The 21951-nt window shown below is 59.0% G+C and carries 22 protein-coding genes and 1 pseudogene; 14 read left to right on the top strand and 9 right to left on the bottom strand.

Annotation, left to right across the window (positions count from 1 at the left end):
* Window positions 1-98: 98 nt before the first annotated feature.
* Complete coding sequence (locus IYV58_RS03635) at window positions 99-1544, bottom strand: tagaturonate reductase (RefSeq protein WP_049113873.1); 1446 nt, start codon at window positions 1542-1544, stop codon at window positions 99-101.
* A gap of 11 nt (window positions 1545-1555) precedes the next feature.
* The gene (locus tag IYV58_RS03630) at window positions 1556-2578 is read right to left on the bottom strand and encodes a zinc-binding alcohol dehydrogenase family protein (RefSeq protein ID WP_004128635.1); all 1023 of its coding nucleotides are present in this window, start codon (window positions 2576-2578) and stop codon (window positions 1556-1558) included.
* A 139-nt stretch (window positions 2579-2717) separates the two neighbouring features.
* On the opposite strand from IYV58_RS03630, the gene IYV58_RS03625 reads away from it, so the two are divergent.
* Window positions 2718-3632 (top strand): GntR family transcriptional regulator, encoded by a 915-nt coding sequence (locus IYV58_RS03625; protein WP_172879690.1) that lies wholly within the window; start codon window positions 2718-2720, stop codon window positions 3630-3632.
* A gap of 179 nt (window positions 3633-3811) precedes the next feature.
* Window positions 3812-5173 carry an MFS transporter gene (locus IYV58_RS03620; RefSeq protein WP_004128633.1) on the top strand — a complete coding sequence of 454 codons (1362 nt, stop codon included), beginning with the start codon at window positions 3812-3814 and terminating at the stop codon, window positions 5171-5173.
* A 3-nt stretch (window positions 5174-5176) separates the two neighbouring features.
* Here the strand turns inward: IYV58_RS03620 and IYV58_RS03615 are convergent, their stop codons facing one another.
* Window positions 5177-6013, bottom strand: coding sequence for a GNAT family N-acetyltransferase (locus IYV58_RS03615; RefSeq protein WP_049123268.1), 837 nt, complete (start codon window positions 6011-6013; stop codon window positions 5177-5179).
* A gap of 32 nt (window positions 6014-6045) precedes the next feature.
* Between IYV58_RS03615 and IYV58_RS03610 the strand changes: the two genes are divergently transcribed.
* Both IYV58_RS03610 and IYV58_RS03605 read left to right on the top strand, forming a co-directional pair.
* Entirely contained in the window at window positions 6046-6579 is a 534-nt protein-coding gene (locus tag IYV58_RS03610; protein WP_004128631.1) for a GNAT family N-acetyltransferase, read from the top strand.
* Window positions 6580-6649: 70 nt separating this feature from the next.
* Window positions 6650-7513, top strand: a complete 864-nt coding sequence (locus IYV58_RS03605) for a MurR/RpiR family transcriptional regulator (RefSeq protein ID WP_004128630.1) — start codon at window positions 6650-6652, stop codon at window positions 7511-7513.
* On the opposite strand, the gene IYV58_RS03600 is transcribed toward IYV58_RS03605, so the two are convergent.
* The 5 genes from IYV58_RS03600 to IYV58_RS03580 form a co-directional block, all read right to left on the bottom strand.
* Window positions 7510-8112: a 2-dehydro-3-deoxy-6-phosphogalactonate aldolase gene (locus IYV58_RS03600; protein ID WP_004128629.1), complete on the bottom strand. Its 603-nt coding sequence runs from the start codon at window positions 8110-8112 to the stop codon at window positions 7510-7512. The genes IYV58_RS03605 and IYV58_RS03600 overlap by 4 nt on opposite strands.
* Window positions 8099-8971, bottom strand: a complete 873-nt coding sequence (locus IYV58_RS03595; protein ID WP_004128628.1) for a 2-dehydro-3-deoxygalactonokinase — start codon at window positions 8969-8971, stop codon at window positions 8099-8101. Before IYV58_RS03595 ends, IYV58_RS03600 begins: the two co-directional genes overlap by 14 nt.
* The gene (locus IYV58_RS03590) at window positions 8968-10455 is read right to left on the bottom strand and encodes a sodium:solute symporter family protein (protein WP_087828588.1); all 1488 of its coding nucleotides are present in this window, start codon (window positions 10453-10455) and stop codon (window positions 8968-8970) included. The genes IYV58_RS03595 and IYV58_RS03590 overlap by 4 nt, the downstream gene beginning before the upstream one ends.
* 102 nt (window positions 10456-10557) lie before the next feature.
* The gene (locus IYV58_RS03585) at window positions 10558-10950 is read right to left on the bottom strand and encodes a RidA family protein (RefSeq protein ID WP_049114121.1); all 393 of its coding nucleotides are present in this window, start codon (window positions 10948-10950) and stop codon (window positions 10558-10560) included.
* A gap of 10 nt (window positions 10951-10960) precedes the next feature.
* Complete coding sequence (locus tag IYV58_RS03580; RefSeq protein ID WP_087828587.1) at window positions 10961-12400, bottom strand: N-acyl-D-amino-acid deacylase family protein; 1440 nt, start codon at window positions 12398-12400, stop codon at window positions 10961-10963.
* Window positions 12401-12600: 200 nt separating this feature from the next.
* Here IYV58_RS03580 and IYV58_RS03575 point away from each other — a divergent pair, with 200 nt between their 5' ends.
* Window positions 12601-13815 carry an amino acid deaminase gene (locus IYV58_RS03575; protein ID WP_087828586.1) on the top strand — a complete coding sequence of 405 codons (1215 nt, stop codon included), beginning with the start codon at window positions 12601-12603 and terminating at the stop codon, window positions 13813-13815.
* 118 nt (window positions 13816-13933) lie between these two features.
* Here IYV58_RS03575 and hpaR read toward each other — a convergent pair whose 3' ends face one another.
* Complete coding sequence (gene hpaR / locus IYV58_RS03570; protein ID WP_004128621.1) at window positions 13934-14371, bottom strand: homoprotocatechuate degradation operon regulator HpaR; 438 nt, start codon at window positions 14369-14371, stop codon at window positions 13934-13936.
* A 153-nt stretch (window positions 14372-14524) separates the two neighbouring features.
* Here hpaR and IYV58_RS28570 point away from each other — a divergent pair.
* The 9 genes and pseudogenes from IYV58_RS28570 to hpaX all read left to right on the top strand — a co-directional run.
* Window positions 14525-14599, top strand: a pseudogene (locus tag IYV58_RS28570) (hypothetical protein); the annotation flags it as partial.
* A gap of 56 nt (window positions 14600-14655) precedes the next feature.
* Window positions 14656-15288 carry a fumarylacetoacetate hydrolase family protein gene (locus IYV58_RS03565; protein ID WP_004128618.1) on the top strand — a complete coding sequence of 211 codons (633 nt, stop codon included), beginning with the start codon at window positions 14656-14658 and terminating at the stop codon, window positions 15286-15288.
* Complete coding sequence (locus IYV58_RS03560) at window positions 15285-16049, top strand: fumarylacetoacetate hydrolase family protein (RefSeq protein WP_004128617.1); 765 nt, start codon at window positions 15285-15287, stop codon at window positions 16047-16049. Before IYV58_RS03565 ends, IYV58_RS03560 begins: the two co-directional genes overlap by 4 nt.
* Window positions 16046-17512 carry a 5-carboxymethyl-2-hydroxymuconate semialdehyde dehydrogenase gene (gene hpaE / locus IYV58_RS03555; protein WP_123828491.1) on the top strand — a complete coding sequence of 489 codons (1467 nt, stop codon included), beginning with the start codon at window positions 16046-16048 and terminating at the stop codon, window positions 17510-17512. Before IYV58_RS03560 ends, hpaE begins: the two co-directional genes overlap by 4 nt.
* Window position 17513: 1 nt before the next feature.
* The gene (gene hpaD, locus IYV58_RS03550; protein WP_004128612.1) at window positions 17514-18371 is read left to right on the top strand and encodes a 3,4-dihydroxyphenylacetate 2,3-dioxygenase; all 858 of its coding nucleotides are present in this window, start codon (window positions 17514-17516) and stop codon (window positions 18369-18371) included.
* Window positions 18372-18383: 12 nt separating this feature from the next.
* Window positions 18384-18764, top strand: coding sequence for a 5-carboxymethyl-2-hydroxymuconate Delta-isomerase (locus tag IYV58_RS03545; RefSeq protein WP_087828583.1), 381 nt, complete (start codon window positions 18384-18386; stop codon window positions 18762-18764).
* A 135-nt stretch (window positions 18765-18899) separates the two neighbouring features.
* Window positions 18900-19703 (top strand): 2-oxo-hept-4-ene-1,7-dioate hydratase, encoded by an 804-nt coding sequence (hpaH, locus tag IYV58_RS03540; protein ID WP_049115400.1) that lies wholly within the window; start codon window positions 18900-18902, stop codon window positions 19701-19703.
* A 10-nt stretch (window positions 19704-19713) separates the two neighbouring features.
* Window positions 19714-20505: a 4-hydroxy-2-oxoheptanedioate aldolase gene (gene hpaI, locus IYV58_RS03535; RefSeq protein WP_049115401.1), complete on the top strand. Its 792-nt coding sequence runs from the start codon at window positions 19714-19716 to the stop codon at window positions 20503-20505.
* A 69-nt stretch (window positions 20506-20574) separates the two neighbouring features.
* Window positions 20575-21951 (top strand): 4-hydroxyphenylacetate permease, encoded by a 1377-nt coding sequence (hpaX, locus tag IYV58_RS03530; protein ID WP_139529233.1) that lies wholly within the window; start codon window positions 20575-20577, stop codon window positions 21949-21951.

Below are 21951 nucleotides of genomic sequence, written 5' to 3'. Positions count from 1 at the left end.
GGGAAATCCGCCAGGCGTTGGCGCTTAATTCATTTTTTGCGGTTCAGAGCACAAAAAAAAACGACGCCCAAATCCGCGGGCGCCGCACAACAAACCGGCTATAACCGTATCAGGGCCTCCCGCATCCCCTCGCTCAAAATCACTTCCAGATACCGCGTGACCTGTTCGGCAAGTCCGGGAATCCCCGTCAGATCCTCGCCCCAATGCGCTTTATCCTGCAAAATCTCCGTCACCAGCTCACCCAGCGGGCGGCCCTGGGCCACCTGCGCCCACCCTTCGACAAAACGAGTTAACCAGACGTCATCATCCTGTAACGGATACGCTTGCCCGTCACGCTGGCCGCGGTAGAAGGCGATAAGCGCCGCCAGGGCAAAGGTTAAGCGCGGCGGAATGACGCCATGCTGGCGGATATTCGTCAGCAGCTGCGGCAGGATCCGGGTGCGAAACTTGGTCATCCCGTTCAGGGCGATGGAGAGCAGCTGATGGCGGATAAACGGGTTGAGAAAGCGTCCGGTAACGGCATCAGCAAACTGGCGTAGCTCATCGGCGGGCAAATCCAGCGCCGGGATAATCTCCTCGCCGATGGTCTGCTGCACATAATGGCGAATGGCTTCGTCGCGCATCGCTTCGCCGACGGTATCCACGCCGCACAGCCACGCCACCGGGACCAACGCGGTGTGCGCGCCGTTAAGAATGGCGACTTTGCGCTCTTTGTAGGGCCGGATATCCTCTACGATATGAATATTAAGCGGGCAGCGGTCAAGCCGTAGCTTTTCCGCCAGCGCCCGCGGTCCCTGGATAACAAACAGCCAGAAATATTCGGCGGTATCGAGGAAAGCATCATGGTAGCCCAGCTCCGCCTCCAGCTTTTCTGCTTCATCATGCGGGTAGCCGGTAACGATGCGGTCAACCAGCGTTGAACAAAACGTATTGGCCGTTTCAACCCAGTTGTGAAAAGCCGCGGGCAATCGCCACTCTTCGGCGTAGCGCAGCACCAGCGCCTTCAGCGCCTCGCCGTTATAATCAATTAGCTCACACGGGATAATCGTCCAGCCCTTATCCGCTGCGCCGTTGAAATGGCGGAACCGTTCGAGCAGCAGTTGGGCCAGCTTCGCCGGGAAGCTAACCGGCGGCTTATCGTCAGGCCGGTCTCCGGCGTGATAGCTGATGCCCGCTTCGGTGGTATTTGAAAATACGAATGCAATATCCGGGTTACGGGCCAGCGCCAGATAGCCGGCAAAATCCTGCCAGGGGTTAATTTCATTGTTTACGGAGCGAATAATTCGCGCCTCGCTCACCGCCTCCCCGTGTTCGTCCAGTCCGCGGCTCACCGTGGTGTAGAGTCCGTCCTGGGTATTGAGCGACGGTGGAAACTCGGTGTTGATCGGACGAACGATGGTGACTCCCGCCGCCAGATCGGTTTTCTCATTCAACAGATCCAGCTGCCAGTCGATAAACGCCCGCAGAAAGTTGCCCTCGCCGAACTGAATCGCGCGCGTCGGGTACTGCGGCCCGGGAAAATCTTGTCTGTTTAACGATTTCATGAGCTTACCTGCTAAAAATGAATGACGCCTTTGATCAGCTGGCGATTATTAATCACTTCGCTTTCGTAAATGTCCGCCAGCGACCTGAAATCGTAACGGTGGGTCAGCATCATCCTGGCAGTGATTTCCCCCTCGGCCATCAGCCGCCCGACTTTGGCAAAATCCTCTTCCGTCGCATTGCGGCTGCCCATCATGGTGGTCTCTTTCTTATGAAATTCTGGATCTGAGAACTGCAGTTCACCTTTAAACAGGCCAACGAATATGATGCTGCCGCCGTGGCGAATTAAATTCACCGTGTTGTTCATCGCATGCTGATTCCCGGTGGCGTCGATCACTTTTTGCGCCAGAGAACCGCCGAAGGCGGCGCACAGCTGTTCGATAAACTGCGGGTCGGAAGGATCGAGGGTGCTCAGACCGAGATGCTGCGCCACATGTTCGCGCCGTGCCGGACTGGTGTCCGCTACCACCACCTGCGCCCCGTCGGCTTTGGCGATAGCCGCCGCCCCAAGGCCGATGGGGCCCGCGCCAACTACCAACACCTGCTCTCCCGCCCGGATAGCGGCGCGACGCACCGCGTGGGCGCTGATGGCAAAAGGCTCAATTAGCGCTGCGGCTTCAGGATCGACATCATCCACCACCAGCAGATTTTTAACCGGAACGCTGAGGTACTCGCTAAACCCGCCGTCCCGATGCACGCCGATAACCGAAATCTTCTCGCAGCAGTTTGTCCGGCCGCTCAGGCAGGCCGGACACTGGCGGCAGGCGACGTAAGGAATGACGGCAACCTGCTGGCCGCTTTTCAGATTAAGAATATTTTTACCAAGACCGATTATCTCGCCGCATATTTCATGACCAAGAACGCGCGGATAGCTAAAAAAAGGTTGATTGCCGCCCCATGCGTGAATATCGGTGCCACAAATCCCCACCGTTTTTATTTTAATGAGAACCTCATCGTCCCCGGGAATAGGAATCTGGCGTTTTTCCCAGTGAAATCTTTTGGGTTCCTGGCACACTAGTGTATTCATCGACGTCATAATAATTGCCTCCGTATTTGTTGGCTTAGATATCGATGAAAAACAGAATTGAGGTTAAAGTCATTGCGAAAACTGTGAAAGCTCGCGCACAAAAATGTTTTAAATCTGGTTTTAATAACGAAATAACAGGAGAATCATGATGAGCCGTTCACAAAACCTTCGTCACAACGTCATTAACCAGGTCATTAACGATATGGCGCGCGGCTTTCTTCCCTCGCCGCTGCCCTCTCAAAGCGCGCTGGCGGAGATGTACAACATCAGCCGCACCACCGTGCGCCACATCCTCAGCCACTTATGCGCGCGCGGCGTGCTGCATCAGGTCAAGCAGGATTACCAGATCCTCCGCCAGCCGGAGGTGCAGGACGGCTTCGATGGTTCCAGCGCCTCGCTGGCAGAACAGAATCGTCTCTTCGAACAGGCGTTTTTCACCATGATCAACCAGCGCCAGCTGCGCGCCGGGGAGATGTTCTCCGAGCTACAGCTGGCGCGTGCTGCCGGCGTCAGTCCGGTGGTGGTCAGAGAATTTTTGTTGAAATTCAGCCGCTACAACCTGATTGAAAGCGAAAAGCGCGGCCAGTGGAACATGAAGAAGTTTGAGCAATCCTGGGCGGAGCAGCTGTTCGAACTGCGGGAAATGCTGGAAACCCACGCGCTCCAGCACTTCCTCAACCTGCCGGATAACGACGCCCGCTGGCTGCAGGCCAGAACCCTGCTTGAGCGCCATCGCGCCCTGCGGGACAGCATCGGCGACAGCTTTCGTATGTTTTCGCAGCTCGATCGCGACTTTCATACGCTGCTGCTGTCCGCTGCGGAAAATATATTTTTTAATCAATCACTTGAAATTATTTCCGTGATCTTCCACTTTCACTATCAGTGGGATGAAAGCGACCTTAAACAGCGCAATATCATCGCCATTGATGAACATATGACCATCCTCAGCGCGCTCATCTGCCGCAGCGATCTGGATGCCAACCTGGCGCTGCGTAACCACCTGAACTCGGCGAAGCAGTCGATGATTAACTCGCTCAAACAGAGCGAATCCCTGGCTCATTAAGTACCGATTAAAAACAGAAAATGATTATCAGCAGCACAAATCTCAAAACATAAACTAATGCCGTAAAAAAGGTTATTTATGCTGAAAACAAGTCGACTTACTTTACTGTGAAATAGGTGGGTGGTGTTTAAACCATTCGGTGTCACTTGTCGTTCAAATAGAATAGCCAGGAGTCAGGCGTGGAACAACGAAATATCACTATCGACCCGCAGACAACCTTTAAAAAAGGGAAAGCGGAGACGATTTCAGTTCCGTTAGATAATACGTTAACGCGTAGTACTCGCATTAAAAAAATTCAGACAACGGCAATGATCCTGTTATTTCTGGCGGCGGTGATTAACTACCTCGACAGAAGTTCATTGTCCGTCGCGAACTTAACGATTCGCGAAGAGTTGGGGCTGAGCGCCACCGAAATCGGGGCGCTGCTGTCCGTTTTCTCGCTGGCCTACGGCATCGCCCAGCTCCCCTGCGGGCCGCTGCTGGACCGTAAAGGTCCGCGCATCATGCTGGGGCTGGGCATGTTTTTCTGGTCGCTGTTTCAGGCGGTCTCCGGAATGGTGCACAGCTTTACCCAGTTCGTTCTGGTGCGTATCGGCATGGGGATCGGCGAAGCGCCGATGAACCCCTGCGGCGTCAAGGTGATCAACGACTGGTTTAATATTAAAGAGCGCGGCCGCCCGATGGGTTTCTTCAACGCCGCGTCGACTATTGGCGTCGCCATCAGCCCGCCGATCCTGGCCGCCATGATGCTGATGATGGGCTGGCGCGGGATGTTTATCACCATCGGCTTGCTGGGGATCTTCGTCGCTATCGGCTGGTATATGCTCTATCGCAACCGGGAGGATATCGCTCTCACCGCCGACGAGCAGGCCTACCTTAACGCCGGGAGCGTCAACGTTCGCCGCGACCCGCTAAGCTTTGCCGAATGGCGCAGCCTGTTTAAAAACAAAACCATGTGGGGAATGATGCTGGGCTTCAGCGGCATCAACTATACCGCATGGCTGTATCTGGCCTGGCTGCCGGGCTACCTGCAAACGGCATATAGCCTTGATCTGAAAAGTACCGGTTTTATGGCCGCCATTCCTTTCCTGTTCGGCGCCGCCGGTATGCTCATCAACGGCTACGTCACCGACTGGCTGGTTAAAGGCGGCATGGCGCCGATCAAAAGCCGTAAAATTTGCATTATTGCCGGGATGTTCTGCTCCGCCGCATTTACGCTTATCGTGCCGCAGGCCACTACCTCAATCGCCGCGGTGCTGTTAATCGGTATGGCGCTGTTCTGCATCCACTTTGCCGGCACCTCCTGCTGGGGATTGATTCACGTCGCGGTGGCCTCAAGGATGACTGCGTCCGTCGGCAGCATCCAGAACTTCGCCAGCTTTATCTGCGCCTCCTTCGCGCCGCTGGTGACCGGGTTTATCGTCGATACCACCCATTCATTCCAGCTGGCGCTGATTATCTGCGGCTGCGTGACCGCCCTCGGCGCGCTGGCCTATATTTTCCTGGTCCGACAGCCGATTAGCGACCCGCGTAACGGCTGAATCTTAACGCCCTGCTGGCGGCAGGGCGCTCAAGGTCGCGCTCATCTCATACTGTTTTAATGCCATGGGCGTATAGCCGGCGGCGTGAAACAGCGGCGTAAAGCGCTCCGGGATAGTCACCGACGTACCGAGGCCGGGAAACCGACGGGCGAGCGCCATCAGCATTTCCTGTCCCAGCCCGCGCCCGCGGGCGGCGGGATCGACCCATAAAAACTGCAGCTGCGGCCTGCTGGTTAAGGTCGCCAGCACGGCGAAAGCCTGCTGATGAAGGCTCAACGCCCGGCACGGGAGGGTGCTGAAGGTGAGCGGGTCCATCAGCCACGGCAGCTGACCGTTAATCTCGGCGCCGGCCCTGCGCGTCAGCGCCAGCACGTCATACTCCTGCAATATGGATGACTCCTCGCTCGCGGCCTGCGCGCTCAGATAGCCGCACAGCCCGTGCCGCACCTCGAAGCCCAGCGATTGATACAGCGCCACCGCGGCATGGTTATCGCGGATAACCTCCAGCCACATCCGCCGTACGCCCTGCTCGCGCAGCGCGTCGATAAGCGGCGTCATCAGCCGGCGGCCAACGCCCTTTCCGCGATACGCAGGCCGCACCGCGAACGCCGCCAGTCGGGCTTCATCGCCGCGTCGGGCGACGACCGCCATCGCGGCGGGGACATCACCCTCCAGCCAGACGCGAGAATCCAGCAGGCTCAGCCCTTCGGCGCTAAAACGCTGGACAAAAACCTCCACCGACAGCGTGACGGGAACGAGGTAATCTTCGAAACAGTCGCTGAGGATCGTTGTCAGTTGCTCAATGCTGAACTGAGTGGCGGGAACGGCGGTAAGCTCCATACATTTCTCCCGGAGGCTGCTATGCTGAGGTGATGAAAACTAACACTATAACCGCCGCCGCGACGTTACGCCTGACTGAGGAGAACGATATTCCCCTCCTGCCCGCGATTGAGCGCTCGGCGGCCCAGGCTTTCCGCCAGATCCCGGCGCTGGCCTGGCTGGCGGAAAGCGATGTGATAAGCCCCGAGCGCCACCGGCTGTTTCTCGAAACGGACCACAGCCTGCTGGCCGTGGCCGATGACCAACCGATCGGCTTCGTGCTGACCGAACCGCTGGACGATGCGCTGTTTATCGTTGAGATCGCCGTCCATCAGGCGTGGCAGGGGCGAGGCGTTGGCCGCATGATGCTGGAGCAGGTAATAAAGTCAGCCCGCCAGGCGGCGTATCCGGCGGTCACGCTCACCACCTTCCGCGACGTGCCGTGGAACGCGCCGTTCTACACGCGCCTCGGATTTTCAATGCTGAACGAGCTAAGGCTACCGGCAGGGCTGGCGGCGAAAAGAGATCTGGAGACGGAACACGGGCTGGCGCCGGAAACGCGCTGCGCCATGCGCTTAGCGCTGTAGCCTTCGGCGCTGCTTTCAGCGCCTGAATATGGTACAAAGTATCATTCCAAATTAACCCGTTGATACCCGTATGTCCTGGTCAATCGATATCATTTCCTGCATTACCGATCGCTTTGTTGAACTGACGGCGACCGAAAAGCGCATCGCGCAGTTTATTCTCGATGATGTCGCGGCGGCGGCGGAGCTGCCCATCGCCGAGATGGCGCGTCTGACCCATACCAGCCAGGCCTCGGTCACCCGCTTTGCCCGGGCGCTGGGCTGCAAAGACGTCCGCGAGCTGAAGATGAAGCTCGCGCAATCCCTCGCGGTCGGGCAGCGATTTATCCTCGATGTGCCGGACCTTGAAGGCGTACAGGGGATCTACGAGTCGATCATCGGCGTGCTGGAGACCAACCGGCGGGCGCTGGATCTTGAGGCGCTGAAACGCGCGGTCGGCTGGCTGAGCGACGCGCGGCAGATTCTGGCCCTCGGCATGGGCGGCGGCTCCACCATCTGCGCTCAGGAAATCCAGTATCGCCTGTTTCGCCTCGGCCTGCCGGTGGTCAGTCAGAACGACGGTCTGCTGGTGCGCATGATGAGCTCGGCGGTCACGCCAAAGGATGTGGTTATCGTGCTGTCCTTAGGCGGCTATACCCAGGAAATCATTGAAAGCGCGGCGATTGCCAGCCAGTACGGCGCGAAGGTGATTGCGATTACCCCTGCCGGGACGCCGCTGGCGGAGCAGGCAGATCTGGTTCTGCCGCTGCTGGTGCGCGAAAACGACTATATCTTCAAGCCCAGCACTTCGCGCTATGCGATGCTGGCGATGGTTGACGTGCTGGCCACCGAACTGGCGATGGCCAACAAGACCCAGGCAAAAGGCAGACTACGCCGCATTAAGCTGGCGCTCGACAGCCACCGCGGCGGCGTTGACCGCCAGCCGCTGGGCGATTAAGCGCAGCGGGCGGCGGCGATAAACCTCTCCGCCTGCTGACGGGTACGCTCCACGGCCTGCCCGGCGCGATAAAGATCGCTTCCCAGACCGGCGCCAGCGCATCCCGCTCGCACCCAGCTCGCCAGATTCTCCGGCGTCACGCCGCCGACCGCCAGCACCGGTACCTCCGGCGGCAGTACCGCTTTCAGCGCCCGAATGTAGTCCGGGCCGAATGCGGAAGACGGGAAAATTTTCAGCCACTGCGCACCGGCGTCCAGCGCGCTAAACGCCTCGGTCGCCGTGGCGCATCCGGCGCAGACCCGCATTCCGCGCGCCACCGCCCGGCGAATCACCTCCGGCTGAGTATTCGGCGTCACGATAAGCTTCGCCCCGGCGTCGGCCAGAAAATCGACCTGTTCAACCTTAAGCACCGTTCCCGCGCCAATCACCGCTTGTTCGCCAAAACGTGCGACCATCTGCGGAATGCTCTGCCGCCAGTCCGGTGAATTAAGCGGGATTTCAATATAGCGGAAGCCCTCGCCCACCAGCGTCGCAATATGCTCCGCCGCCTCAGCGGGGCGGATGCCGCGTAAAATCGCCACCAGTTTAATCTTGTCCATGCATTATCCTCGCCATGCCGTTCAGCAATGCCTCATCGCCGCTGCAGCTGTTAACCGTCATTCCACGCGCTATCATCGCCCGGCGATAGCGAGCGTTCAGCGCCGGGTCGCCAACCAGCGTGACGGCGGAGGTACGGTAACGCTGGCCCATGACGGCCACCTCCGCGCCAATCAGCAGACCGGAGAGATAGTCGCTGACCGAGGTCGCCGCCAGCGCCCCGAGTACCCTGGCCGCCCTGGCGACAAACAGTTCGCTCACCAACGACGGCTGCGCCAGCCCTTTTTCCAGCCCTCGCTCAAACGCCGCCTCGTCCGTCTGCTGGGCCGGTAGCCCTTTGCCGAGCAGCGACTGCGCCATCAGCAGATGATGCAGTTCTCCGGTCATCGCCGTGGCAAAATGGCGCACCGCGCCGTCCTCCACCTGCACCCATTTACAGTGGGTGCCCGGCAGCACGTAACACTCCGCCGGCGCCAGCTGCCAGGCCCCCAGCAGCTGCGTCTCTTCGCCGCGCATCACGTTGTAATCCCCGGCCTGATCCATCTTGAGGCCGGGAATAATCCACACGCCTTCCGCCACGGCGCAAAGCTGCTGCCCCGGCGCGTCAATCGCCGCCGGGCAGGCAAGATAGGGCACCGATTGCCAGCCCGCATCGCTGCCGATCATCCCGGCCATCAGCACCGGCAGCGTCGCCGCGCCGCGCCAGGGCGCCAAATGCTCCTCGAATACGTCGGCGGGCGCCCGCCCGTTCAGGCGGGTGATGCCCAGCGGCAGCTGCTTCGTTTCGATGCACTGAGCGTTGCGAATCAGCCAGCCACGCAGCTGGGTGGACCCCCAGTCGACGGCAATATAGTCCCTCATTGCGCGTCTCCTGAGGCCGGCACCACCGTCGTTTTCGCCGGCGCCGCCTGCCCTTCCCGCTCCTGGGTAATCATCTCCAGCGCTTGCTGACGGCTGATTTTGCTGGCAGGCGTCATTAACGTGACAAAAACAGCGGAAACGAAGCTGCCGACGACGGACGGTATACACGGGTTGCCCCAGTAAGCCAGCCAGTCGGCCTTAATCAGAACCACAATAGAGACCAGCATGCCGCTCAGCAGCGCCGTTAACGCGCCCTGCCAGTTAAAGCGCAGCCAGAAGCGGCCCAGAATCGAACAGACGAACAGCCCGGACATCAGCATGGAGATCATTTTGGTGATATAGCTGATGATATCGTTCGAGGTCAGGGCGAAAATCATCGCCAGGCCAATCACGAACGCCAGCATCCAGCGGGAGAGGGTTATCGCCCTGTTCTCCGGCGGCATCTTGCCGGTAACGAGGGTATAGACATCGCGCATCATGATGGCCACGGCGGCTATCGCATCGGAGCTGGCCGAAGACATGGTGGCGGAAAGTCCGGCAATCAGCACCACCAGCCCCAGCGTCGCCGGCAGGAAACTGGTGGCGAACAGGAAGGCGTAATTGCTGTTCTCCAGATGGGGGTTCATCGTCCATGCCGCCATGCCGATAATCGCCGGCAGTACCGAGAAAAACAGATACAACACGCCGGTATAGACAAACGAGCGGCGTACCGAAGAGACATCTTTCCCCGAGTAGATACGCTGACGATAGGAAGGGGTCGCCAATACGCCGACGCCGATGACCATGGCCAGCGATAGCGCCGGTATCACCCCGAGCTTGTCGACGGCAAACAGGCTCATCGCCTTAGGATCCATCGCCTGAACAATGGCATCCCATCCCCCCACATGAACCACGGCCAGAATCGCCATCAGGATAAAACCGAAAAACAGAATTAATGCCTGAATGGTATCCGTCCACACCACCGCAGAATACCCGCCAATAATCACGTAAATCGCAAACGCCAGAGCGATAATAATTTTTGCCAGCGTCAGATTTATTCCTGTGGCCCAGGATAAATACATGCTGCCGCCGAGAATATGGGCCCCCAGCCAGCCAATCGAGGCAATAAATATCATTATGCCGACGATATTTTTAATTAAATGGCTGCCGCCGGTATAATATGAGAGCTCTTCGCTCATGGTCATAAAACGGAGTTTACGCACCGGCGCGAAAAGCCAGGCCACCAGCAGAATACCGATGGCCCCGCCCACGCCGTACAGCATACCGGCCCAGCCGTTGCTGTAGCCGAAGCCTACGGCGCCCATGCTTGAACCGGTTCCCACCATGGTCGCCACGGTGGAACCCAGCGTCAGAAACAGCGGTAAGGAACGGCCGCCGAGTAAAAAATCTTCACCGCTTTTTTGATTACGCGACACGTACCAGCCAAGCCAAATCATGGCCAACGCGTAAATAATAAAGCCGACTAAAAAGACATGACTATTCATGATTCACATCCTGCCAGTTGAGTATGTAAAAGGTAAAAGGCTACGGAGCGCTGAATGAATTCAGCGCTCAAAATCCTGTTTATATTTCTGATGAATAAATTTTTATACGCGAGCCGCGTTATAACAGGTCACATCCACTTCGACTTTACAATCCACCACCAGGTCCGCTACGCAGCAGATACGGGCAGGCGGGTTGTCGCCAAAAAACTCGCGGAACACTTTGTTGAAAGACTGAAAATAGCGTGAATCGGTGAGGATCACTTTAACATGCACCACGTCGGCCAGGCTGTAGCCCGCTTCGCTCATGATATCCACGCAGTTCTGAATCGCCAGGCGCGACTGGTCGACAATCCCGCCTTCCACCACTTCACCGTCCTTCATCGGCGTCTGGCCGGATACATACAGCCAGCCTCCCGCCTCCACCGCGCGCGCGAACGGTAGATGCTGCCCGCCAGTCCCGGTACCGCCTTCCACGCCATAACGTTTAATACTCATCTTTCACTCCTCAGTTCATTTGGCGACGCAGGAAACGCCCCGCGCGCCCGATAATCTTTTTATCGCTGCCGTAGCTCATCACGCCGTTGACCATCACCGCCTCAATACCGTCCGCCGGTTGTTTCGGGTCGGAGAAGCTGGCGACATCGCGCACCGTCTGCGGATCGAACAGCACCAGATCGGCGAAGTAGCCCACTTTCACCAGCCCGCGATCCGCCAGCTGGAAACGCGCCGCCGACAGCCCGGTCATTTTGTGAATAGCGGTGGTCAGCGGAAACAGCCGTTCATCGCGGCTGTAGTGGCCCAGGACCCGCGGGAAAGCGCCCCACAGCCGCGGGTGCGGCATCGGATCGTTCGGCAGACCATCGGAGCCAATCATGGTTACCGGATAACGCAGTACCCGCCGTACGTCCTGCTCATCCATGTTGTAGTAAATGGCCCCGGCGGGTATCAGCCGCGCCGCCGCCTCATGCAGGCTAACCTGCCAGCCGTCGGCAATTTGCTGCAGGGTTTTCCCGGCCTGTTCCGGTTGCGCTTCCGACCAGGTGATGACGATGTCGAACTCATCGGTCACCTGCTTCATATCCAGCGTCGATGAGCTGGCAGAGTACGGGTAGCAGTCGCAGGCGATCTCCTGGCGCTGGCGCATCTCATCGAAGAAAGCCAGCGTCTCCTTCGTGCGACCCCAGTTTTTCGCGCCGGCGCACTTATGGTGCGATACCACCACCGGTACGTTACCGTGGCGGCCAATGCGGAACGCCTCGTCGAGCGCCTCGAGAATCGGTTCGAACTCCGAACGCAGGTGGGTGGTATAAATTCCCCCCTCTGTCGCCAGCTCCTCGGCCAGCGCCATCACTTCTTCGGTAGTGGATTGAAACGCGCTGGCGTAGGCCAGCCCGCTGCTCAGGCCAAGCGCCCCCTGGCGCAGCGCGTCGCGCAATTGCACCCGCATCCCGGCAATCTCGGTTTCCGTCGCAGGACGAAATAGATCGTCCATATGGTTATTACGCAGCGCGGTATGGCCAATCAGCGTGCCAACGTTTAATGAAGGTTTCGCCGCCTCCACCGCGTGGGCGTAAGCGTCCACGGTGGGATAAATAAAGTGCTCCTGCTCGCCCAGCAGATTCATCGGGTCAGGCACACCGTCGCGCAGGGTCGCCGTCGCCGCGCTGATCCCGCAGTTGCCGACAATCACCGTTGTCACCCCCTGGCTCAGCTTCGGCAAATACGCCGGCATACGGATGACGTTAATATCGTCATGGGTATGCACATCGATAAATCCGGGCGCCAGCACGCGCCCCTGCCCGTCAATCACCTGCTCCGCCGGCAGGTTTAGCGCCGGGGCCATATCCACAATCCGATCGCCCTTCACCGCCACGTCGCCGCGAAACTGCGGTCCGCCGCTGCCGTCAATGACCGTGACGTTTTTGAAAAGCCAATTAACTTTCATCGCAATTACTCCCTCTCAACTCTGTCGACAAGTTAACCATTTACAAGGCGGAAAAACAGTGGAAAACTACGCAAAAACCAGATCAAATTATGATACTTTTATTCATTAACGATAAAAACAAACAATAAAATTATTATTTTTCAATAAATTAGAATTGATACTTAACTTAATCCGATCATAAACCCTAAAAGGATAGTGTTATGAAATACCATTCCGATACGCTTATTCCGCACAAAGCCGCCGTGATGTCCGAACCGGCAAATCTGCTGGCGGAAGATATTTGCCTGCCCGCCGCGTTGCTGAAAAAAACGGCGCTGGAAAATAACATCGCCTGGATGCAACGCTATGCCGACGCGCGCGGCGTCTCGCTGGCGCCGCACGGCAAAACGACGATGACGCCGTGGATTTTTCAGGCGCAGCAGCGGGCGGGGGCATGGGGGATCGGCGTAGGCAGCGCCTGGCAGGCCGGCGCGGCGATGGCCAGCGGCGTTGAGCGCGTGTTAATGGTTAATCAGTTGGTCGGTAGGGCGAATATGCAGGCGGTTTCGCGGCTGAAGGCGCATTACCGGGCAGCGGATTTTATCTGCTGCATCGATAGCCTCGCCAACGCCCGCGCGCTGTCGGCCTTTTTCAGCGAACGGCAACAAACGCTGGACGTGCTGATTGAGCTGGGCGTGGCCGGCGGGCGCTGCGGCTGTCGCAGCGTGGAGGATGCGCTGGCCCTGGCGCAGGCCGTCGCGGACCTTCCGGGGCTGAAGCTGCGCGGGCTAGAGCTGTATGAAGGGGTGCTGCACGGCGACGATCCGCAGCCGCAGGTGGAGGCTCTGCTGCGCCAGGCCGCCGATTTGGCCTGTCGGATGGCGCCGCTGGTGGAGGGCGAGTTTGTCCTTACCGGCGCGGGCACCGTCTGGTATGACGTGGTGTGCAATATCTGGCTGGCGGCGAAGAAACCGGCGCAGTGTCGAATCGTTATCCGCCCCGGCTGCTATATCACCCACGATCGGGGGATCTACGATGCCGCACAGAAAGCGCTGGTGGCGCGCGATCCGATCGCCTGCGATCTGGGCGGCGATTTAACCTCGGCGCTGGAGCTGATGGCGATGGTCCAGTCGGTGCCGGAAGCGGATCGCGCGGTGGTCAACTTCGGTAAACGCGACTGCGCCTTCGACGCCGGGCTGCCGCAGCCGATCGCCAGGTATCGCCACGGTGAGCAGCTGTCCGCGCAGGGGATCGAAAGCGTCGGGATCATGGATCAGCACTGCATGCTGCGCCTTGAACCGGGCAGCGACGTGCAGGTCGGCGATATTCTGGTGTTCGGCACCTCGCACCCGTGCCTGACGTTTGATAAATGGAAAACCCTGCTGCTGGTGGATGAGCAGTATAACGTGCTGGAAGAGCTCGATACCTTGTTCTGAAGGACGCTTTCTCCCGGAGGCGGCGCGCTGCGCCTGTCCGGGCTACCAGACTGTGAACCCGTAGCCCGGACAGGTGCGCCAGCACCGCCTCCGGGATGTTTTTCGCGCGGACAACGCATTACGCCTCTTCCTCTCCCTGCGCTCCATTCCCCAGGGCGATAAACTCCTCCAGCAGCGCGGTAAGCTGGCGCATTTTTTCGACGGTAAACTCGGCTTCTATCTGGCGATAGGCTTCTTCGACCTGGGCCTGGGCGCTTTCATACAGCTTCAGGCCCGCCGGGGTCAGCGAAACGTAGAGCTTGCGCTGATCGTTAACCGGCTTTAAGCGCAGCACCAGGCCGTCGCGTTCCATACGGGTCAGGATGCCGGTCAGGCTCGGGCGTAAAATACAGGCGCGAAAGGCCAGGTCGTGAAAATCCATCGACGGATTTTCGGCGAGGATCCGCACGATACGCCACTGCTGCTCGGTCAGATTGTGGCGTTTAACGATGGGCCGAAAGTGGGCCATCGCCGCTTCCCGCGCCTGCAGCAGCGCGATAGTTAACGAATCATGCATCACATACCTCTGAATGAAATCTCTCATCTGTTAATAAGTTAATAATTAGCCTTAATTGCCGCAGAAGGCAACCGGTTTCTGCCAGTGAAAAGTACCAGATGGTACAACTAAATTTCATTACCAATTGATTTAAAACGGATAAATTAAAAACCTGTAAATATATTGTTAATCCGATCACAAAACATTCACTTCTGTTTGCCAAACCTTCCCGCAAAGCATAAAAGATGATCATTAACATATTAATGAAATTTGTTATTCCCAAATCTGTAGCAGAGGAGTGGTCAATGAAAGGCACCATCTTCGCCGTGGCGCTTAACCACCGCAGCCAGCTCGACGCCTGGCGCGAAGCGTTCCAACAGGCTCCCTATAAAACCCCGCCGAAGACTGCGGTCTGGTTTATCAAACCGCGCAACACCGTGATCGGCGACGGCGAGAGTATCCCCTATCCGGACGGTGAAACCGTGCAGAGCGGCGCTACCGTCGCCCTGATCGTCGGGAAAACCGCGCGTAAAGTCGCCGCGGAAGAAGCCGCCAATTATATTGCCGGATACGCGCTGGCCAACGACGTCAGCCTGCCGGAAGAGAGCTTCTATCGTCCGGCCATCAAAGCCAAATGCCGCGACGGCTTCTGCCCGCTGGGCGCCCTCGCGCCGCTCAGCAACGTCGATAACCTGACCATCATCACCGAAATCAACGGTCGCGAAGCGGACAGCTGGAATACCGCCGATCTTCAGCGCTCCGCCGCCGAGTTGCTGAGCGCCCTGAGCGAATTCGCCACCCTCAATCCCGGCGATGCGATTCTGATCGGTACGCCCCACACCCGCGTTACGCTGCGCCCCGGCGATCGCGTACGCCTTCTCGCCGAGGGTTTCCCGGCGCTGGAAAACCCGGTGGTTGCTGAAGGAGAGCTGGCATGAAACAGGCACGTATTGAGTGGCAGGGACAGCGGCACGATGTCCAGGTTAATGAACGCGGTCAGGTCAAGCTCGCTAACGGCAGTCTGCTTCAGGAAGGCGAGTTTCGCTGGCTGCCGCCCGCCGACGGCACCCTGTTCGCACTGGGCCTGAACTACGCCGATCACGCCAGCGAGCTGGCGTTTACGCCGCCAACGGAGCCGCTGGTATTTATCAAAGCGCCCAACACCTTTATCGGCCACCGCCAGGATTCGGTGCGCCCGGATAACGTCGAGTACATGCATTACGAGGCGGAACTGGTGGTGGTGATCGGCAAAACCGCGCGTAAGGTCGCCGAAGCCGACGCCATGGCGTACGTAGCTGGCTACACCGTCTGCAACGACTACGCCATCCGCGACTACCTGGAAAACTACTATCGCCCCAACCTGCGGGTCAAAAGCCGCGACACCCTGACGCCGATCGGCCCGTGGATCGTCAGTAAAGAGGCGATCCCGGATCCGCATAACCTGGCGCTGTGCACCTGGGTCAACGGCGAACTGCGCCAACAGGGCACCACCGCCGATCTGATCTTCAGCATTCCGTTCCTGATCGCTTACCTCAGCGAATTTATGACCCTGCAGCCGGGCGACATGATCGCCACCGGCACGCCTAAAGGGCTATCGGACGTAGTGCCGGGCGATGAAGTGATCGTCGAAGTGGAGGGCGTCGGCCGCCTGGTCAACCGCATCATCAGCCAGCAGGAATATGAGGAGAAGCTGTCATGAAAAAAATTAACCATTGGATCAACGGCAAAAACGTCGCCGCCGCGGAGTATTTCCATACCACCAACCCGGCGACCGGCGAAGTGCTGGCGGAAGTCGCCTCCGGCGGCGCCGACGAGGTGAATCAGGCGGTGGCCGCGGCGAAAGAGGCATTTCCGAAATGGGCCAATCTGCCGATGAAAGAGCGCGCGCGCCTGATGCGTCGGCTGGGGGATCTGATCGACCAGAACGTCCCGGAGATCGCCGCCATGGAGACCGCCGATACCGGCCTGCCGATCCACCAGACCAAAAACGTGCTGATCCCGCGCGCCTCGCACAACTTCGAATTCTTCGCCGAGGTTTGCCAGCAGATGAACGGCAAGACCTACCCGGTTGACGACAAGATGCTCAACTACACCCTCGTGCAGCCGGTCGGCGTTTGCGCGCTGGTGTCGCCGTGGAACGTGCCGTTTATGACCGCCACCTGGAAGGTAGCGCCATGCCTCGCGCTAGGCAATACCGCGGTGCTGAAGATGTCCGAGCTGTCGCCGTTAACCGCCGACCGCCTGGGCGAGCTGGCGCTGGAAGCCGGGATCCCGGCTGGCGTGCTCAACGTGGTGCAGGGCTATGGCGCCACCGCTGGCGATGCGCTAGTCCGCCACCATGACGTACGCGCGGTATCGTTTACCGGCGGTACCGCCACCGGCCGCAACATCATGAAAAACGCCGGCCTGAAAAAGTACTCCATGGAGCTGGGCGGCAAATCGCCGGTGCTGATTTTCGAAGACGCCGATATTGAGCGCGCCCTGGACGCCGCGCTGTTCACCATTTTCTCAATCAACGGCGAACGCTGCACAGCCGGTTCGCGTATTTTCATTCAGCAGAGCATCTACCCCGAGTTCGTTAAACGCTTCGCCGAGCGGGCGAACCGCCTGCGCGTCGGCGACCCGACCGACCCGAACACCCAGGTGGGCGCGCTGATTAGCCAGCAGCACTGGGAGAAAGTTTCCGGCTATATCCGCCTCGGCATTGAAGAAGGGGCGACCCTGCTGGCCGGCGGCGCGGATAAACCGACCGATCTGCCCGCCCATCTGAGAAACGGCAACTTCCTGCGGCCAACGGTGCTGGCGGACGTCGATAACCGCATGCGCGTAGCGCAGGAAGAGATTTTTGGCCCGGTAGCCTGCCTGTTGCCGTTTAAAGACGAGGCGGAAGGTCTGCGCCTGGCCAACGATGTGGAGTATGGCCTCGCCTCTTATATCTGGACCCAGGACGTCAGCAAGGTGCTGCGTCTGGCGCGCGGCATCGAAGCCGGAATGGTGTTCGTCAACACCCAGAACGTCCGCGACCTGCGTCAGCCTTTCGGCGGCGTGAAGGCCTCCGGCACCGGCCGCGAAGGCGGCGAATATAGCTTTGAAGTGTTCGCTGAAATGAAAAACGTCTGCATCTCGATGGGCGACCATCCGATCCCAAAATGGGGAGTCTGATATGGGAAAGTTAGCGTTAGCAGCAAAAATCACTCACGTGCCGTCGATGTATCTTTCTGAGCTGCCGGGTAAAAACCACGGCTGCCGCCAGGGAGCCATCGATGGGCATAAAGAAATCGGCAAGCGGTGCCGCGAACTGGGCGTGGATACCATCATCGTCTTTGATACCCACTGGCTGGTCAACAGCGCCTACCACATCAACTGCGCTGACCATTTCCAGGGCGTCTATACCAGCAACGAGTTGCCGCATTTTATTCGCGACATGACCTACGACTACGACGGTAATCCGGCGCTCGGCCACCTGATCGCCGACGAAGCGGTCAAGCTCGGCGTCCGCGCTAAAGCGCACAACATTCCGAGCCTGAAGCTGGAGTACGGCACCCTGGTGCCCATGCGCTATATGAACAGCGATAAGCATTTCAAAGTGGTCTCTATCTCGGCGTTCTGTACCGTTCATGATTTTGCCGACAGCCGCAGGCTGGGCGAAGCCATTCTTAAGGCTATCGAGAAATATGACGGCACCGTGGCGGTCTTTGCCAGCGGCTCGCTGTCGCACCGTTTTATCGACGACCAGCGCGCCGAAGAGGGGATGAACAGCTATACCCGCGAGTTCGATCACCAGATGGACGAACGGGTCGTGAAGCTGTGGCGCGAAGGCAAATTCAAAGAGTTCTGCACCATGCTGCCGGAGTACGCCGACTACTGCTACGGCGAAGGCAATATGCACGACACGGTGATGCTGCTGGGCCTGCTGGGCTGGGATAAATACGACGGCAAAGTGGAATTTATCACCGAGCTGTTCGCCAGCTCCGGCACCGGTCAGGTCAACGCCGTCTTCCCGCTGCCGGAAACGGCTTAAGGAGAGCGCAGAATGCCGCATTTTATCGCTGAATGTACCGACAACATCCGCGAGCAGGCTGATTTATCAGGTCTGTTCAGCAAAGTGAACGACGCGCTGGCGGCGACCGGCATCTTTCCCATCGGCGGCATTCGCAGCCGCGCCATCTGGCTGGATACCTGGCAGATGGCCGACGGCCAGCACGATTACGCCTTTGTGCATATGACGCTAAAGATTGGCGCCGGGCGCAGCCTGGAGAGCCGCCAGGACGTGGGCGATATGCTGTTCACGCTGATCAAAGCCCATTTCGCCGCGCTGATGAAGAGCCGCTACCTGGCGCTGTCGTTTGAGCTCGATGAACTGCACCCGACGCTGAACTACAAGCAGAACAACGTGCACGCCTTGTTTACATAGCGTGCGCCCGGCCAGTCCCCTCTCCTCTTTAGGGAGAGGGAGAAAACAAGCACTGCCACAAACCACAGGCCGGGTAAGACGCGCCAGCGTCGCCCCCCGGCGCAGCAGCACCGAATGACGTAACAGGAAGCGACTATGCTCGATAAACATACCCATACCCTGATCGCCCAGCGGCTAAACCAGGCGGAAAAACAGCGCGAACAGATCCGCGCCATCTCGCTGGATCACCCGACGATCACCATCGAAGACGCCTACGCCGTACAGCGCGAATGGGTAAATATGAAAATCGCCGAAGGCCGCGTGCTGAAAGGGCATAAAATCGGCCTGACCTCAAAAGCGATGCAGGCCAGCTCGCAGATAAGCGAACCGGACTACGGCGCGCTGCTGGACGATATGTTTTTCCACGACGGCGGCGACATCCCCACCGACCGCTTTATCGTCCCGCGTATCGAAGTGGAGTTGGCCTTCGTGCTGGCCAAACCGTTACGCGGCCCCAACTGCACCCTGTTCGACGTCTATAACGCCACCGACTACGTGATCCCGGCGCTGGAGCTGATTGACGCCCGCTGCCACAACATCGACCCGGAAACCCAGCGTCCGCGTAAAGTCTTCGACACCATCTCCGATAACGCCGCCAACGCCGGAGTGATCCTCGGCGGTCGCCCGATTAAACCTGACGAGCTGGATCTACGCTGGATCGCCGCCCTGCTCTATCGCAACGGCGTGATTGAAGAGACCGGCGTCGCCGCGGGGGTACTGAATCACCCGGCCAACGGCGTAGCCTGGCTGGCGAACAAGCTGGCGCCGTACGACGTCCAGCTGGAGGCCGGGCAGATTATTCTCGGCGGCTCCTTTACGCGCCCGGTACCGGCGCGCAAGGGCGACACCTTCCACGTCGACTACGGCAACATGGGCGCGATCAGCTGCCGGTTTGTCTAGGAGAAACATGATGAATAACGCCTTTAAAGACGCCTTAAAAGCGGGTCGTCCGCAGATTGGCCTGTGGCTGGGGCTGACCAGCAGCTACAGCGCCGAGCTGCTGGCCGGGGCCGGATTCGACTGGCTGCTGATCGACGGCGAGCATGCGCCAAACAGCGTGCAGACGATACTGACCCAGCTGCAGGCGATCGCTCCTTACCCCAGCCAGCCGGTGGTACGCCCCTCGTGGAACGACCCGGTGCAGATTAAACAGCTGCTGGATATCGGCGCGCAAACCCTGCTGGTACCCATGGTGCAGAACGCCGACGAAGCGCGGCTGGCGGTGAAAGCCACCCGCTATCCGCCCGCGGGTATTCGCGGCGTCGGCAGCGCGCTGGCCCGCGCCTCGCGCTGGAACCGCGTCCCGGATTATCTCCATCAGGCCAACGACGCGATGTGCGTGCTGGTGCAGATCGAAACTCGCGAAGCGCTCAACAATCTGCCGCAGATCCTCGATGTCGAGGGCGTGGACGGCGTGTTTATCGGCCCGGCGGATCTGAGCGCCGATATGGGCTTCAGCGGCAACCCGCAGCATCCGGAAGTGCAGGCCGCCATTGAGCGCGCCATCGCGCAAATTCGCGCGGCGGGCAAAGCGCCGGGGATCCTGATGGCCAGCGAACCGCTGGCGAAGCGCTACCTGCAGCTCGGCGCGCTGTTCGTCGCCGTCGGCGTCGATACCACCCTGCTGGCCCGCGGGGCGGAAGCGCTGGCGGCACGATTTGGCGCGGAAAAAACCGCCGAGGGTTCGTCAGGCGTCTATTAACGCCAGGTGGCGCAGCGCCACCCGGCAACCCGCAGTACCCTACAAAATTCCCATTAGAGGAAAATGATAATGAGCGATACATCATCTGCCATCCCGGAAAAGTTCGATCCGGCTAATCAGCACAAGCAGCTGACGGCGCAGCAGCAGTCGGTTATCAACAAGCTCTTTCGCCGCCTGATCGTGTTTTTGTTCGTGCTGTTTATCTTTTCGTTTTTAGATCGCATCAATATCGGCTTTGCCGGGCTGACCATGGGGCAGGATCTGGGCCTTAACGCCACCATGTTCGGCCTTGCCACTACCCTTTTTTACGCCACCTATGTGATTTTCGGCATTCCCAGCAACGTGATGCTCAGCATCGTCGGCGCACGACGCTGGATCGCCACCATCATGGTGCTGTGGGGTATCGCCTCCACCGCCACCATGTTCGCGACCGGTCCGAACAGTCTTTATATTCTGCGCATGCTGGTAGGGATCACCGAGGCCGGTTTCCTGCCCGGCATTCTGCTCTATCTGACCTACTGGTTCCCGGCCTTTTTCCGCGCCCGCGCCAACGCGCTGTTTATGATCGCGATGCCGGTGACCACCGCGCTGGGGTCGATTGTTTCAGGCTATATCTTGTCGATGGACGGCCTGCTGAACCTGCACGGCTGGCAGTGGTTGTTCCTGCTGGAGGGCTTCCCGTCGGTGCTGCTCGGTATTATGGTCTGGTTCTGGCTGGATGATTCGCCGTCGAAGGCCAAATGGCTGACCGCAGAAGATAAAAAATGCCTGCAGGAGATGATGGACAACGACCGCCTGACGCTGGTCCAGCCGGAAGGGGCGATCAGCCATCACGCCATGCAGCAGCGCAGCCTGTGGCGGGAAGTGTTCACGCCGATCGTGCTGATGTACACCCTGGCCTATTTTTGCCTGACCAATACGCTCAGCGCGATCAGCATCTGGACGCCGCAGATCCTCAAAAGCTTTAACGAAAGCAGCAGCAATATCACCATCGGCCTGCTGGCGGCGATCCCGCAGATTTGTACCATTCTCGGGATGATCTACTGGAGCCGCCACTCCGATAAACACCAGGAGCGTAAGCACCACACCGCCCTGCCGTTCCTGTTCGCCGCGGCGGGCTGGCTGCTGGCGTCGGCCACCGATCACAACCTGATCCAGCTGCTCGGGATCGTGATGGCCTCCACCGGATCGTTTAGCGCGATGGCCATTTTCTGGACCACGCCGGATCAGTCGATCAGCCTGCGCGCCAGAGCGATCGGCATCGCGGTGATCAATGCGACCGGCAATATCGGCTCGGCGCTCAGCCCCTTTATGATTGGCTGGCTGAAGGATGTTACCGGCAGCTTCAGCAGCGGTCTGTGGTTCGTCGCCGCCCTGCTGGTCATCGGCGCGGTAATTATCTGGACGATTCCGATGAAAGGATCGCGTCCGCGCGCGACGCCGTAG

The organism is Klebsiella sp. BDA134-6 (assembly GCF_015601345.1).
Taxonomy (GTDB): Bacteria; Pseudomonadota; Gammaproteobacteria; order Enterobacterales; family Enterobacteriaceae; genus Klebsiella; species Klebsiella grimontii.
This window is presented reverse-complemented; position numbering and strand designations above follow the sequence as displayed.

Bases quoted from the DNA above. Each gene is read 5' to 3' on its own strand.
- IYV58_RS03635 (WP_049113873.1), bottom strand. From the start codon at position 1,544: ATGAAATCGTTAAACAGACAAGATTTTCCCGGGCCGCAGTACCCGACG.
- IYV58_RS03630 (WP_004128635.1), bottom strand. From the start codon at position 2,578: ATGACGTCGATGAATACACTAGTGTGCCAGGAACCCAAAAGATTTCAC.
- IYV58_RS03625 (WP_172879690.1), top strand. From the start codon at position 2,718: ATGAGCCGTTCACAAAACCTTCGTCACAACGTCATTAACCAGGTCATT.
- IYV58_RS03615 (WP_049123268.1), bottom strand. From the start codon at position 6,013: ATGGAGCTTACCGCCGTTCCCGCCACTCAGTTCAGCATTGAGCAACTG.
- IYV58_RS03610 (WP_004128631.1), top strand. From the start codon at position 6,046: ATGAAAACTAACACTATAACCGCCGCCGCGACGTTACGCCTGACTGAG.
- IYV58_RS03605 (WP_004128630.1), top strand. From the start codon at position 6,650: ATGTCCTGGTCAATCGATATCATTTCCTGCATTACCGATCGCTTTGTT.
- IYV58_RS03600 (WP_004128629.1), bottom strand. From the start codon at position 8,112: ATGGACAAGATTAAACTGGTGGCGATTTTACGCGGCATCCGCCCCGCT.
- IYV58_RS03595 (WP_004128628.1), bottom strand. From the start codon at position 8,971: ATGAGGGACTATATTGCCGTCGACTGGGGGTCCACCCAGCTGCGTGGC.
- IYV58_RS03590 (WP_087828588.1), bottom strand. From the start codon at position 10,455: ATGAATAGTCATGTCTTTTTAGTCGGCTTTATTATTTACGCGTTGGCC.
- IYV58_RS03585 (WP_049114121.1), bottom strand. From the start codon at position 10,950: ATGAGTATTAAACGTTATGGCGTGGAAGGCGGTACCGGGACTGGCGGG.
- IYV58_RS03580 (WP_087828587.1), bottom strand. From the start codon at position 12,400: ATGAAAGTTAATTGGCTTTTCAAAAACGTCACGGTCATTGACGGCAGC.
- IYV58_RS03575 (WP_087828586.1), top strand. From the start codon at position 12,601: ATGAAATACCATTCCGATACGCTTATTCCGCACAAAGCCGCCGTGATG.
- hpaR (WP_004128621.1), bottom strand. From the start codon at position 14,371: ATGCATGATTCGTTAACTATCGCGCTGCTGCAGGCGCGGGAAGCGGCG.
- IYV58_RS03565 (WP_004128618.1), top strand. From the start codon at position 14,656: ATGAAAGGCACCATCTTCGCCGTGGCGCTTAACCACCGCAGCCAGCTC.
- IYV58_RS03560 (WP_004128617.1), top strand. From the start codon at position 15,285: ATGAAACAGGCACGTATTGAGTGGCAGGGACAGCGGCACGATGTCCAG.
- hpaE (WP_123828491.1), top strand. From the start codon at position 16,046: ATGAAAAAAATTAACCATTGGATCAACGGCAAAAACGTCGCCGCCGCG.
- hpaD (WP_004128612.1), top strand. From the start codon at position 17,514: ATGGGAAAGTTAGCGTTAGCAGCAAAAATCACTCACGTGCCGTCGATG.
- IYV58_RS03545 (WP_087828583.1), top strand. From the start codon at position 18,384: ATGCCGCATTTTATCGCTGAATGTACCGACAACATCCGCGAGCAGGCT.
- hpaH (WP_049115400.1), top strand. From the start codon at position 18,900: ATGCTCGATAAACATACCCATACCCTGATCGCCCAGCGGCTAAACCAG.
- hpaI (WP_049115401.1), top strand. From the start codon at position 19,714: ATGAATAACGCCTTTAAAGACGCCTTAAAAGCGGGTCGTCCGCAGATT.
- hpaX (WP_139529233.1), top strand. From the start codon at position 20,575: ATGAGCGATACATCATCTGCCATCCCGGAAAAGTTCGATCCGGCTAAT.